Origin of the sequence: Hyphomonas sp., assembly GCF_040882205.1 — a bacterium.
Lineage (GTDB): Bacteria > Pseudomonadota > Alphaproteobacteria > Caulobacterales > Hyphomonadaceae > Hyphomonas.
On record NZ_JBBEBT010000252.1, the window covers coordinates 4,626 to 17,094 of the forward strand.

At 64.6% G+C, this 12,469-nt stretch carries 15 protein-coding genes and 1 pseudogene; 8 read left to right on the forward strand and 8 right to left on the reverse strand.

Annotated features, from left to right (window positions below):
- The first annotated feature begins 42 nt into the window (after window positions 1–42).
- From cmk to mscL, 4 genes and pseudogenes are all read left to right on the forward strand, one after another.
- Entirely contained in the window at window positions 43–681 is a 639-nt protein-coding gene (cmk, locus tag WEA77_RS10755; RefSeq protein ID WP_368067877.1) for a (d)CMP kinase, read from the forward strand.
- A 143-nt stretch (window positions 682–824) separates the two neighbouring features.
- Window positions 825–2,522: pseudogene (gene rpsA, locus WEA77_RS10760) on the forward strand (30S ribosomal protein S1); the annotation flags it as partial.
- Between the two features lie 397 nt (window positions 2,523–2,919).
- Window positions 2,920–3,219 carry an integration host factor subunit beta gene (locus tag WEA77_RS10765; protein WP_368067878.1) on the forward strand — a complete coding sequence of 100 codons (300 nt, stop codon included), beginning with the start codon at window positions 2,920–2,922 and terminating at the stop codon, window positions 3,217–3,219.
- Window positions 3,220–3,329: 110 nt separating this feature from the next.
- Window positions 3,330–3,743: a large conductance mechanosensitive channel protein MscL gene (gene mscL, locus WEA77_RS10770; RefSeq protein WP_368067879.1), complete on the forward strand. Its 414-nt coding sequence runs from the start codon at window positions 3,330–3,332 to the stop codon at window positions 3,741–3,743.
- 170 nt (window positions 3,744–3,913) lie between these two features.
- On the opposite strand, the gene WEA77_RS10775 is transcribed toward mscL, so the two are convergent.
- Window positions 3,914–4,300: a VOC family protein gene (locus WEA77_RS10775; protein ID WP_368067880.1), complete on the reverse strand. Its 387-nt coding sequence runs from the start codon at window positions 4,298–4,300 to the stop codon at window positions 3,914–3,916.
- Between the two features lie 99 nt (window positions 4,301–4,399).
- Here WEA77_RS10775 and soxR point away from each other — a divergent pair, with 99 nt between their 5' ends.
- Window positions 4,400–4,855, forward strand: coding sequence for a redox-sensitive transcriptional activator SoxR (soxR, locus tag WEA77_RS10780; protein WP_368067881.1), 456 nt, complete (start codon window positions 4,400–4,402; stop codon window positions 4,853–4,855).
- A 9-nt stretch (window positions 4,856–4,864) separates the two neighbouring features.
- Here the strand turns inward: soxR and WEA77_RS10785 are convergent, their stop codons facing one another.
- The 5 genes from WEA77_RS10785 to WEA77_RS10805 form a co-directional block, all read right to left on the reverse strand.
- Window positions 4,865–5,497, reverse strand: a complete 633-nt coding sequence (locus WEA77_RS10785) for an HAD-IA family hydrolase (RefSeq protein ID WP_368067882.1) — start codon at window positions 5,495–5,497, stop codon at window positions 4,865–4,867.
- Between the two features lies 1 nt (window position 5,498).
- Window positions 5,499–6,215, reverse strand: coding sequence for a DUF3299 domain-containing protein (locus WEA77_RS10790; protein ID WP_368067883.1), 717 nt, complete (start codon window positions 6,213–6,215; stop codon window positions 5,499–5,501).
- 69 nt (window positions 6,216–6,284) lie between these two features.
- On the reverse strand, window positions 6,285–7,553 hold the full coding sequence (locus tag WEA77_RS10795) for an ABC transporter permease (protein WP_368067884.1): 1,269 nt from the start codon (window positions 7,551–7,553) through the stop codon (window positions 6,285–6,287).
- A complete protein-coding gene (locus WEA77_RS10800; RefSeq protein ID WP_368067885.1) occupies window positions 7,550–8,257 on the reverse strand; it encodes an ABC transporter ATP-binding protein in 708 nt (235 codons plus the stop codon). Before WEA77_RS10800 ends, WEA77_RS10795 begins: the two co-directional genes overlap by 4 nt.
- Before the next feature lie 7 nt (window positions 8,258–8,264).
- Window positions 8,265–8,870, reverse strand: coding sequence for a DUF2796 domain-containing protein (locus tag WEA77_RS10805; protein WP_368067886.1), 606 nt, complete (start codon window positions 8,868–8,870; stop codon window positions 8,265–8,267).
- Window positions 8,871–9,024: 154 nt separating this feature from the next.
- Here WEA77_RS10805 and WEA77_RS10810 point away from each other — a divergent pair, with 154 nt between their 5' ends.
- Window positions 9,025–9,846, forward strand: coding sequence for a ZIP family metal transporter (locus tag WEA77_RS10810; RefSeq protein ID WP_368067887.1), 822 nt, complete (start codon window positions 9,025–9,027; stop codon window positions 9,844–9,846).
- A 79-nt stretch (window positions 9,847–9,925) separates the two neighbouring features.
- On the forward strand, window positions 9,926–10,075 hold the full coding sequence (locus WEA77_RS10815; protein ID WP_368067888.1) for a hypothetical protein: 150 nt from the start codon (window positions 9,926–9,928) through the stop codon (window positions 10,073–10,075).
- Between the two features lie 11 nt (window positions 10,076–10,086).
- On the opposite strand, the gene WEA77_RS10820 is transcribed toward WEA77_RS10815, so the two are convergent.
- The gene (locus tag WEA77_RS10820; RefSeq protein ID WP_368067889.1) at window positions 10,087–10,545 is read right to left on the reverse strand and encodes an Lrp/AsnC family transcriptional regulator; all 459 of its coding nucleotides are present in this window, start codon (window positions 10,543–10,545) and stop codon (window positions 10,087–10,089) included.
- Window positions 10,546–10,658: 113 nt separating this feature from the next.
- On the opposite strand from WEA77_RS10820, the gene WEA77_RS10825 reads away from it, so the two are divergent.
- The gene (locus WEA77_RS10825; protein WP_368067890.1) at window positions 10,659–11,723 is read left to right on the forward strand and encodes a PLP-dependent cysteine synthase family protein; all 1,065 of its coding nucleotides are present in this window, start codon (window positions 10,659–10,661) and stop codon (window positions 11,721–11,723) included.
- Here WEA77_RS10825 and phaZ read toward each other — a convergent pair.
- Window positions 11,720–12,469: polyhydroxyalkanoate depolymerase (phaZ, locus tag WEA77_RS10830; RefSeq protein ID WP_368067891.1), on the reverse strand; the 750-nt coding region annotated here is incomplete at its 5' end. The two genes, WEA77_RS10825 and phaZ, sit on opposite strands and share 4 nt — an antisense overlap.

The following is a 12,469-nucleotide window of genomic DNA, read 5'->3' on the forward strand; positions in this document are numbered from 1 at the left end:
GCCGCTTGACTCAGTATATGCCCTGCCGCACTCCCCGCCTGCATGATCATCGCGATTGACGGCACGACAGCTTCCGGGAAGGGCACGATCGCCAAGCGGCTGTCGGGCTGGTACGGGCTGGCGCATATGGATACCGGGCGGCTTTACCGGGCGGTGGGCGTGGCCGCGCTCAAGCATGGCGTGGCGCTGGACGCAGCCGGACCGCTGGCGGACCTTGCCCGGTCACTGGACCTCAACGATTTCATCGAACACGAGCTGCGCTCGGCCGAAGCCGGCAAGGCGGCGAGCGTGGTGGCGGCCATCCCCTCGGTGCGTCAGGCCCTTTTCGAGCTGCAGAGGGCCTTCGCGACGCAGGCCGGGGGCGCGCTGCTGGACGGGCGCGATATTGGCACGGTGATCGCCCCGGACGCGGATGTGAAGCTGTGGGTGGACGCCGATGTTAACCAGCGCTCGGCCCGGCGCTGGAAGGAACTGTCCGAGGGCGGCGACCCGATCTCCCTGGAAACCGTGACCCAGCAGCTGAAAATCCGCGATGCGCGCGACCAGGGCCGGGCCGATGCCCCCGCCGCGATGGCCGCCGATGCCATCTTGATAGATACCACTGATCTCACTATAGACGCGGCTGTGGAAAAGGCGGTGGCGGCTGTAGAGGCTGCCCTCGCCCGTGGAAAGACCGGTTGAGGGCCGAAAGGCTCAATCCAAACAGGCGGCGCCGCAACGAAAATCAGACCACCCCCCAATACACTGATGGGGCCGGATGTCCGCAGGCTGCAATGGTGCACGCCTGCCTCAGAACCGTCCATGAGCCCTTCCCCGGAGACCCAATGAACAAGTCAATGAACCCTACCCCCGCCGACTTTGCCTCGATGTTCGAGAGCTCGGCCGCCGCTGGCGCCATGAAGGAAGGCCAGGTCATCCCGGCCACCGTCCTGCGCATCGACAGTGACTCGATCGTCGTCGACATCGGCCTGAAGACCGAAGGCCGGATCGACATCAAGGAATTTTCCCTCGAGGACAAACAGCCGGCTCCTGGCGACATCGTCGATGTCTATCTCGACCGGATCGAGAACGCGCTCGGCGAGGCCGTCCTCAGCCGCGAGAAAGCCCGCCGCGAAGAGCGCTGGGTCAAGCTCGAGCGCAGCTTCGCCAAGGGCGAGCCTGTCAAGGGCGCCATCTCAGGCCGCGTCAAGGGCGGCTTTACGGTCGACCTCGGCGGCGTCAACGCCTTCCTTCCCGGCTCGCAGGTTGATATCCGCCCGGTGCGCGATGTCGGCCCGCTGATGGGCGAAGTGCAGCCGTTCGCGGTGCTCAAGCTCGACCGCGTCCGCGGCAACATCGTTGTCTCGCGCCGTGCGATCCTCGAAGAGAGCCGCGCCGAACAGCGCGCCGAAATCGTCTCCGACATGAAAGAGGGCGATGTCCGCAAAGGCGTCGTCAAGAACATCACCGATTACGGTGCGTTCGTTGACCTTGGCGGCATCGACGGCCTGCTGCACGTCACCGACATGTCCTACAAGCGGATCAACCATCCGTCGCAGGTTGTCGAAGTCGGCCAGGAAGTCGAAGTCCAGATCATCAAGATCAACCCGGAAACCCAGCGTATCTCGCTCGGCATGAAACAGCTGGGCTCGGATCCGTGGGACAATATCTCGGCCCGTTACCCGTCAGGCGCGCGCCTGAAGGGCATCGTCACCAACATCACCGACTACGGCGCGTTCGTGGAACTGGAAGATGGTGTCGAAGGCCTGATCCACGTCTCCGAAATGAGCTGGACCAAGAAGAACGTGCACCCTGGCAAGATCCTCTCGACCTCGCAGGAAGTCGAAGTGGAAGTGCTGGACGTGGACAGCGACAAGCGCCGCATCTCGCTTGGCCTCAAGCAGACCATGGACAATCCATGGAACGCCTTCCTTGCCGAACATCCGGTTGGCTCGCAAATCGAGGGCGAAGTGCGCGGTATCACCGAGTTCGGCCTGTTCGTGGGCCTCGGCCCCGACCTCGACGGCATGGTGCACATCAACGATATCTCGTGGGACAAGCCCGGTGACCAGGCGATCGAAGCCTTCACCAAGGGTGACCGCGTCAGTGCGAAAGTGCTGGACGTCGATGTGGACAAGGAGCGCATCTCGCTCGGCATCAAGCAACTGTCCGGTGACCCGATCGAAGCTGCCAGCAGCGGCGGCGGCGGCGAAGGCGGCGGCATCAAGCGCGGCTCGACCGTGACCTGCACCGTGGTGGAAGTGACCTCGGGTGGTCTGGAAGTCGAATTCGGCACGCCGGCAGTCCGCACCTTCATCCGCCGTTCGGACCTCTCGCGTGACCGGGCAGACCAACGCCCCGAGCGCTTTGCGGTTGGCGACAAGGTCGACGCAAAGGTCGTGACGTTCGACCGTGCCTCGCGCCGTGTCTCGCTCTCGATCAAGGCCCTTGAGATCGCCGAAGAAGCCGAAGCCGTTGCCCAGTATGGCTCGGCCGATGCCGGCGCCTCCCTCGGTGACATCCTCGGCGCGGCGCTTGCCTCGTCGGGCACCAAAGCCAAGGCCAGGGCCGCACCTGCGGCTGCAAAAGGCGATGCCAAGTCGCTCGACGCCCGTGGCCGTCTGACCGCCGCACAAGGTGACGCCGACGATTTGAAGAAGATCAAAGGCGTCGGCCCGGCCTTCGAAAAGAAGCTGCACGAAGCCGGCATCTTCCACTTCTGGCAGATCGCTGCCCTGTCCGACGAGCAGGTGTCGAGCCTCGAAGAAGAGCTCGCTTTCCAGGGCCGGATGGAGCGTGACGACTGGAAGGGCCAGGCTGAAGAGCTGATGTCCGAAGGCTGATACCGGTAGGTTGCGGACCGGAGCCAACCTAAAATTCAGGCAATGTTTGCGGCGGGGGCCTAGCGCTTCCGCCGCAAATGCGTTTATTATCAACAGGATGCTGAAGTCCCAACTCATCGACAAGCTCGCGGCTGAATACCCGCACCTGCGTCACGAAGACGTGGAAAAGCTCGTGAACGTCATCCTGGAGGAAATCGGCGGCGCGCTCGCGCGCGGTGACCGGGTGGAGCTGCGCGGCTTCGGTGCGTTTTCCGTGCGCAAGCGCGATGCCCGCAAGGGGCGCAATCCGCGCACCGGCGAACCGGTCAAGGTTCCGGCCAAGGCCGTACCCTTCTTCAAGGCCGGCAAGGAACTGCGCGCCCGCGTGAATGGCGGCGACGATCCCGAGGCGCGATAAACGCCCGCAATGCTCGCGTTGCATGCGCCCCCCGCTTGACGCTGAGTTCGAACCCCGCAATCTGGACATGGGGCTTTCAGGCCTCTGGCCGTGTGCAGAAGGGGCATAAAATGCTTAAGGAATTTAAAGAATTCGCCCTTAAGGGCAATCTCGTCGACCTCGCGGTCGGCTTCATCCTCGGCGGCGCCTTCGGCACCATCGTCTCGTCGCTAGTCAACGACATCATGATGCCGATCCTCGGGCGCCTCACCGGCGGCGCCGATTTCTCGGACATGTTCCTGAACCTCGGCGAAGGTACGTTCACGTCGCTGGCCGCCGCGCGCGACGCCGGCGCGCCGGTGATCGCCTATGGGCTGTTCATCAACAACATCATCGCCTTCGTGATCATGGCTTTCGCCCTGTTCTTCGTGGTGAAGGCGATGAACAACCTGAAGAAAAAGGAAGCCGCCGCCCCGCCTCCGGCCCCGCCGCGCCAGGAAGTGCTGCTGGAAGAGATCCGCAACCTGCTCGCCAAACAGAGCTAGTCGCGCCAAGGCGTTCACGGAGCGTTAGGATTCGTCCTGCATTCTCGGGAACAGTAGAGTACAGTGTAGAGTAGTGAGGGGGGGGCCAAAAGGCGCCCCGGATTTTTTGCCCAGGCATGTTCCGCGTGCCGCGCACGGGGCGGGCTCAGGGCTGGTGTGTTCCTGCTCGCTCAGGGTTTTGTGTAGCTGACGATCTCGTATTCGATCCCGTCTTCATCGAAGAAATAAAAGCGCCGGCCGGGCTCATAGTCACCGTGGGCGAACGCGACGAGGCCGCGCGCGATGACCCGCCGCTCGACCGCGTCCAGGTCGCCGACCTCGATGCCGACATGATTGAGCGGCGCACCCTTGGCGAACTGCGCACGCCCGTTTGCGTCCGGCCGGAGGGCATAGACGGCGAGATAGTCCGTGTCCGATCCGACATGGATGGTATCGCCGCCGCCGGCCGCCTTGCGCTGCCAGCGGATGTGCCAGCCGAAGAGATCCATCAGCATCGCGGCCGTCCGGGCCGGGTCGCTGACACTTACGTTCACATGCTCAATCCTGACCTGCGTCATGGTCCCGGTCTCCTTTTGAGTAGCTTCAAGGGGTTGACGCCAGCATGCCTGCAACCTCAACCTAGATTGAGGTCAAGAACTATTTTCGGAGGTTGCGCGATGCGCGCGGACGATGTGATGCTGATCGGCGACATGGCGGCCCGGACTGGCCTGTCCGTGTCCGCGATCCGTTTCTACGAGGCGAAAGGCCTGATTGCGCCTGTGCGCAGCCCGGGCGGCCAGCGCCGGTTCCGGCGTGCGGACATCCGGCGCCTCTCTTTCATCCGCATCGCGCAGCAGTTGGGCCTGTCGATCGAGGCGATCGCAGCGGAGCTGGCGAAACTGCCGAGTGCGCGCACGCCCACCGCCGAAGACTGGGCCCGGATCAGCCGCTCGATCCGCGCTTCACTGGACGCCCAGATCCTGTCGCTGACCCAGATGCGCAACCGGCTCGATGGCTGCATCGGGTGCGGCTGTCTCTCGCTGAAGAAATGCGCCCTCTACAACGTGAAGGACGCGGCAGGCGCAAAGGGGGCTGGGCCGCGCTACCTGCTGGGGGACGATCCGCCGGATTAGGCCGCCCGGCTAGGCAGCAAGCCCGAGCGCTTCGGCAAGTGCGGCGTGCGAGCCCTCGGTGAAGTGGAAGGCCTGCCAGCCGCGCCCGCGCGCCGCGAGGATGTTTTCATGCATGTCGTCAACCAGCAGCAGCGTGGACGGGTCAGCCTGCAACTCTTCCTCGATATGCGCGAAATAGCTGGTGTCGGGCTTGGCGATCTTCATGCGGCCGGCAGCGAAGATGCGCTCGACATGCAGGTTGAAGCCCATCTGGTGCTCGATGAAGTTCGTGCGATGGACTTCATTGTTGGTGGCCATGACATTGCGCACGCCCTTCCCCTTCAGCGCCGTGACAATCGCGAGCGTGTCGGCGTCGGGCAAGGCATCGCGGGTGAACCAGTAATCAAGGATCTCATCCGCGCGCCCGTGGGCGGCATTCTTCTCGGTCCATTCGGTGACGATCTCGATGAGGCAGGCCTCGCCCTTCATCGCCTTCTGGAAACGCCCGTCGAAGAGGTGGCGGCTGAAGGAATGCAACGACAGGCCGAGGTCGCGCTCGAAGGTGCGCGACCAGGCGAACACGCCGTTCTGGACATTCCGGTTGAGAACGCCGTCAAAGTCCCAGGCAACGACCTGGATGGCGGAGGGATCGCGGATCGTCACGTCAGTAAGTGTATTCCTCGATCGCCGTCAGTTTGATCGTATAGGCGGCATCCGCCAGGTCGCTTTCCTGCGTCTGGGTATGGATCGTGCCTTCGATCCAGACGGCCTGCGCGAGGTCTTTCATCTTGATCGGCTTGTCGGCCATGACGAACACGGTCTGGTTCGGCGGCGGCGGCGGCGCATGGATGCAGGCGCCGAAATACGGCACCAGCAGGAATTCCTTGATCTGAGCATCGGCGCCGTATTCAAACGGCACTGTATAGCCGGGGATGCGGATTTTCTTGCCGTTCAGTTCCTTGACCGTGTTGAACGTGCCGATCTGGGTCGCAACATCTCCGGCCGAGCCTTCGGCGATACCGGCGCCGGAATAGAGCATCGACATCTGCGCCTGGTACATCTGGGCGAGGCGTTCCTCCTCCCCTTCCGGCATCAGGTCTTCCCAGCCGATCCGCTTGACGCCGCGAGCGGCGAGTTCGGTGTCGCGCTTCTTGGCATCGGCGGCGCGCTGGACGGCCTTGGCCTCGCGGGCGGCGGCGCGGTCTGCAGCGGTCTCGCCGATCTTGTCGCCCACCTTCGGCTCCGGCGCCTTTGCGGTGCTGGTGGCCGCAGGTTTGGTCGCCGCCGGAGCGGCTTCCGCCGGCTGGGTGGACGCGTCGGTGCAGGCAACCAGCGCGGCGGCGAGAATCGAGGCGTAGAAGGCGTTAAAACGGTTGGTCATTACATCTTCATACCGGCGCGGCGGCGGACAGGCCAGCACCTGATTTCACATACCGGAGGCGCGATTCCGCTAAAGCCTGACGCTCAGCCCATCGGCGAGCGAACGGCGCATGGCGGCAAGCGCCGGCACAGCACCGATCAGCAGCGAGGCCCCCGTCACCGCGCCCAGAACCGCCAGATCCACCAGCCCCGGCGCGCCCATCGAGAAGGCCACGCCGTACTGGGCCTGCAGGATCGGCGCCAGGACAGCGATCAGGCCGTGCACCAGCGCGATGCCGACGACGGCACCGAGGAAGCCGACGAGGCCGGCCTCAAGCACGAGCAACACGAAAATGTGATGCGGCCGCGCCCCGGTGGCCCTGAGGATCGACATCTCGCGGCGGCGTTCATTCAGACTGCTCAGGATCGACGTCAGGATCGACACGAGGCCGACTGCGATGACGAAAGCCGACACGGCGAGGAGCGCGCGTTCGGCGATCGAGGTGACATTCCAGAGTTCGGCGAGGGCTTCGCCGGGGATGATGGCCATCAGCGGTTCGCCGCGATTTGTGTTGATGGCGCGGCGGGTGGTGAGGATCGTACCCTTGCGCTCGAGCCCGGCGAAGATGGCCGTAACCGTTTTGGGTGTCAGGTCGAAAGAGCGGATCATCTCTTCGGGGATGGTATCGGCCAGCGGGTTTTTAGCGCCCGTTTCCCAGCCGACATGAATGGCGGTGATCGCTTCCAGAGAGACATGCACCGTGCGGTCCACCGGCGTGCCGGTCGGCCTCAGGATACCGGTGACGCGGAAGGGGCGGTTCTCGTGGCCGGAGCCGAGATCGGCCGCGCCGAGGCCGTGGTTCAGCACGACCGGCGTGCCGACCGTATAGCCAAGCTCGCGTGCAACTTCGGCGCCGATGACGGCATCGAACAGATCGCTGAAAGGCTGGCCTCCGGCAAAGGTGAGCGCCTGGCCGCCGCCATACTTGTAGTGATCGAAATAGCCGAGCGTGGTGCCCATCACGCGGTAGCCGCGGTGGCTGTCGCCGAGGGCAACGGGCACGGTCCAGGCAATGTCCGGACGGGAGGCGATCTTCTCGTAGGTGGGCCAGGAGACTTCAGCCGTCGCGCTGCCCATGCGGAACACTGAGTAGAGCAGCAGGTTCACCGATCCGGTCGGCGCGCCGATGATCAGGTCGGTGCCGGAAATCGTGTTGCCGAAGCCCTCGCGCGCGCCGCTGCGCGCTTTCTCGACGCCGAGGAAGAGCGCAACCGAAAGCGCGACCGCGACGATGGTGAGGACCACTGAGCCCTTGCGGTTGAGCAGGCTGGCCCAGGCGAGGGAGAAAAGCGCGGTCATGCGCTGCCCCCTGCCGCCACCATCGCCTTGTTGATGGCGGCAAGGTCGACCGCGCGGGTGAACAGCGGCGCGAGGCTGGCATCATGGCTGACGAACAGGAGGCTCGCGCCGGTGCGGGTCACTTCCTCGGAGAGCAGCGCGATGAACCGGTCGCGCGCATCGGCGTCGAGCGCGGAGGTCGGCTCGTCGGCGATGATCAGGCGGGGGGCGCCGATCAGCGCGCGGGCGGCGGCAACACGCTGCTGCTGGCCCACCGAGAGATCCGATACGCGGCGGGCGAGGAGGCCCTCATCCGCAAGGCCGAGACGCGCGAGCAGGCGCCGCGCTTCTCGTTCGGCGTCCCCGCCGGCAGCCTTGCGGCGCGCGGGCGAAAAGCGCAGCGGCAGGAGGACATTCCCGGTGACCGAGAGATAGGGCACCAGATTGAACATCTGGAAGATGACGCCGACATGATCTGCCCGCAGACGATCCCGTTTCGACGGTGAGAGCGCGCGCATGTCCTCGCCAAGGACCCGGATTGTGCCGGACTGGGGCGCCAGCACGCCGGCTATCAGGCCCAGCAGGGTGGACTTGCCGGATCCGGACGGCCCGCGCAGGAAGACGCGCTCGCCCGCGTCCACGCGGAAGACCGGGACCTCCAGCACCTGCGGCCCCTGCTTCCAGGCAAACGCAAGCTGTTCAATCTCGATGACGGGCTGGCTCATACCGGCCTTATTTCAGGGAAAGCTCTGGCGCGGAAGGCGTCAGTTCGCCCGCCTTCTGGGCGGTGTCCGTGATGTAGACCGCGTTGACTGTCTCGAAGCTCGGGAAAGCCGTGAAGCCGGCAAAGCGCAGCGCGGTGACGCGGTCAGGATCGGCGCAGGTCCAGGTGGCGTGAATATGACCGTCGGTATGGCCGCTGGAGGTATCGGCTTCGGCGTGCGGGACGGCAGGCGTGCAGTCGCCGCCAACCAGCTCGATGAGGCCGGAGAGTTCCGCCGTCACAACATCCGTGAACACGCCGTCGGCTTCCGAAAGGCCGAAATTTGCGAGCGGCGAGATCAGTTCGGCCTCGAAGGCGGCGCCTTCCCGCGACAGCGCCAGATCGGCAGCGCCATGAACGTGAGCGGTACCGCCGGCTGATCCTTCATCCTGATCGTGGGCATGGTCTTCGGTTTCTGTTGCGGCAGGGGCCGCATGTGTCTCGGTCTCAGCCGCAGGCTCCGGCGCGCCGGCTTCGGGCGGCGCTGCGGGCTGCACAGGCTCGGGGCGGCCGCACGCCGCGAGCAGGCCGAGGGCCAGGAGCGTCATCGTCAACCGGACAGGCGGGAGGGTCACGGGGTCATCTCCGGGAAGAAAATCTGGATCATCGGCGCGGCGCGGAAGATTCTGCTCGCCAAGGTCATATTGAAACATTATAACACTTCAAGCAAGCACCTTCCGGACCTGACCGGGCGCGTCGCCTGCATTGCCAGCAGGACTGTTTGCGCCGATGCCCTTCTCCCTACAGGCCTCCGTTTCCTTTGGCCTGCTTGCCGCGCTTGTCACCTCCCTCGGCCTTGCTGCCGTAGCGATGCGCAGCGACTGGTCAGCGCGCCAGTCCGGCCTGTTCGCGCTCGCCGCCGGCGGCATGCTGATTACCATGAGCCTGCTGCATATCGTGCCGGAGGCCATCGGCGCAGGGCAAGGCGCGGCGAAGTTCATCCTCGGCGGCTTCTTTGCGGGCCTGCTCCTCAGTTTCACGATGCGCACCTTCTTTCCCGAAGGCGCCGGGCAGGCACGGGCCGAAGCCTTCACGCCGCTGCTGGCGGTGGGGGTGCATTCCTTCTTCGACGGCGTGATCTACTCGGTTTCGTTCGCGGCGAGTTTCCAGTCCGGCGTCTATGCCTCGCTGGGCCTGATCCTGCACGAGTTCGCCGAGGGCATCATCGCCTTCGCGATCCTCACGCGCCACGGGTTCAAGGTGACGCAAGCCCTGCTTTGGGCCTTTATCGCGGCGGCGGCGACCACGCCGCTCGGCGCGCTCGTTTCCGGCCTGTTCGTTAATGGCCTCGGCGCGGACACCCTTACGGCGCTCTATGCGCTGTCTGCGGGCCTGCTGATCTATGTCGCGACCGGACCGATGATGGAGCCCCTGAAAGAAGTCTCCCCCTTGCGCGCGGTAGGTTCGCTGGGCGCCGGCGTGGCCTTTGCCCTCGCTGTCCTGGCCTTGCCGATCCATAATCACGGTGTGCTCGATAACCATGATCATAGCCATGATCAGGCGGGAATCGACTTCCGCACGCCAGAGGCTGGCGCGGGCGCGGCGCCCTGAAACTCGCGGGGCAGCCCGCGTGCTCCGCCTCTCCGGCATATCGCTTGCAGGGTACTCCCCCAGAAGAGGGAGAGAAGGCATGCGGCTTTCAAAGACACTCCGCCAGGTCCTCGGCGCTGCTCTCGGCGCAGCGATTGCAGGGGTCATCTCGATCACGCTGGCTCTGCCGGCTGTCGAGCGTCATGAGCGGATGTTCGATCCGCCCGCCCCGGAGCAGATTGCTCCGTAAGCGGAACCGTTTCAAAGCGGCAGCTCGGTCGTGTTCTTGATACACTCCATCGCGAAGGTCGCGCTCACATCGGCAAGGTCGATACGGCTGATCAGCGTGCGATAAACGCGGTCATAGTCCTGCACACTGGCGACCTGCACCTTGAGCAGATAGTCGACATCCCCCGCCATCCGGTAGAACTCCACCACTTCCGGGATGGCGCGCACAGCTTTGGCGAAACGCTCTACCCAACCGGCGGAATGCTCCCGCGTGCGGATCGCCACGAAGACCGTCTGGCCGAGGCCGACGCGCTCGGGATCGATCAACGCCACCCGTTTCTGCACAATGCCCGCCTCTTCAAGCCGCTTCACGCGGCGCCAGCATGTGTTCACCGAAATGCTGGCCCGGGCAGCCAGCGTTTCGAGTGATTCGCTGGCGTCCGCCTGGAGCGCGCGCAGGAGTAGCCGGTCTGTATAATCAACATTTTTCATAATTAATATAAATAGACGAAAATTCACATCATTCCAGAGCCGGAGTTCCGAAATTCTGACATGATCTCGCGGGCGGGCCGCGGCATCCTTGGACCAGCCTTCCGGAGCGTTCCATGTCCGCCTTGCCCGCCCGCGACCTGATTTCCTCACCGCCGCTTCGTACCTGCGAACCGCCCCGCCTGCGCAGCCTTGCAGCCCTGATCGGGCGCACGCCGCTGATCTCGGTCCGCCTGCGCTACCGGGGCCGCGAGCATGTGATCCATGCCAAGGCCGAGCATTACAATCTCACCGGCTCGATCAAAGACAGGATGGCGCTGTCGATCCTGACGCGCGCCTATCGCTCCGGCGCGCTCCAGCCTGGCGACACGATTGCCGAGGCGACCAGCGGCAATGCCGGCATCGCGCTCGCCGCCCTCGGCCGAGCGCTCGGCCATCCGGTCGAGATTTTCATGCCGGACTGGATGAGCGAAGAACGCAAATGCCTGCTGCGGAGCCTCGACGCACGCCTCAACCTCGTCAGCCGCGGTGCCGGCGGCTTCCTTGGCGCCATCGCCGCAACGCAGCAGCTTGCGGCGACCCGCAAGGATGTGTTCCTGCCCTGCCAGTTCTCCAACGGCGACAATGCGCGCGCGCATCTGGAAACGACGGGTCCGGAGCTTCTCGCGCAGCTTGCCTGCCGCAGCCTTGTACCGGACGCCTTCGTGGCCGGGGTCGGCACGGGCGGCACGGTGATGGGGGTCGGCGCGGCGCTGCGCGCGGCGCATCCTGGCGTGCGCATTCATCCGCTGGAGCCGAAAGAATCGCCGACGCTCTCTACGGGTCACAAGATCGGCAGCCACCGCATTCAGGGTATCTCGGATGATTTCATTCCGGCGCTGGTGAACTTCCGTGAACTGAATGAAGTGATTGCCGTCTCCGACGGCGATGCCATCCGCATGGCGCAGCGCCTGGCGCGCGAACTGGGGCTGGCGGTCGGTATCTCATCCGGTGCCAACCTGATCGGCGCCGTGATGGCCGCTGACCGGCTGGGCGGCTCCGCCTGCGTCGCAACCGTATTCTGCGATGACAACAAGAAGTATCTGTCGACTGCGCTGGCAGGAGAGGAGCCCGCGAAGGACGGCGACCTCAGCCAGGATGTCGAACTACTGGATTTCGATGCCGCCTGCTGCGCGGCCTAGCGCTTAGCAGCCGCCGCTTCCTCGAGCTTCTTGTCCGTGAACCGGCGTGTGAACTGCGTCACGCGCGGCGCAATCTCGGTTTCGAAACGCGAGCCGTTGAACACGCCGTAATGGCCAACCCCGGGCTGTATATAGTCCGTACGCATATCTTTCGGGATATTCGTGCAAAGGTCGTGCGCGGCCTGTGTCTGGCCGATGCCGGAGATGTCGTCCTTCTCACCTTCCACCGTCATCAACGCGACGGTACGAACTTCCGACGGCTTCACGAGGCGGGTGCCGCGATAATTGTAAATGCCGCGCGGCAGATGGTGTTCCTGGAACACACGCTGGATGGTCTGCAGGTAGAATTCTTCTGTCAGGTCGAGCACGGAGAGGTACTCGTCATAGAACTCGCGGTGCTTGCCGGCATTGTCGCCGTCGCCGCCGACAAGATGATTGAAGAATTGCCACTGTGCGTCAACGTGCCGGCCCCAGTTCATGTTCATGAACGAGGAGAGCTGCACGAAGCCCGGATAGACGCGGCGCAGCATGCCCGGATAGGGCGCCGGCACCGTGTGGATCATGTTCTCCTCGAACCAGCTGAACGGGCGCTCTTCGGCAAGCTTGTTCGGCACGGTGGGCGAGAGGCGCGCATCTATGGGCGAACCCATGAAGGTCATCGAGGCCGGAAGCGCGGGGTCTTCTTCTTCCGCCATCATCGAGATGGCCGCGAGCACCGGCGGGCCGGGCTGGCAGACGGCGAGCAC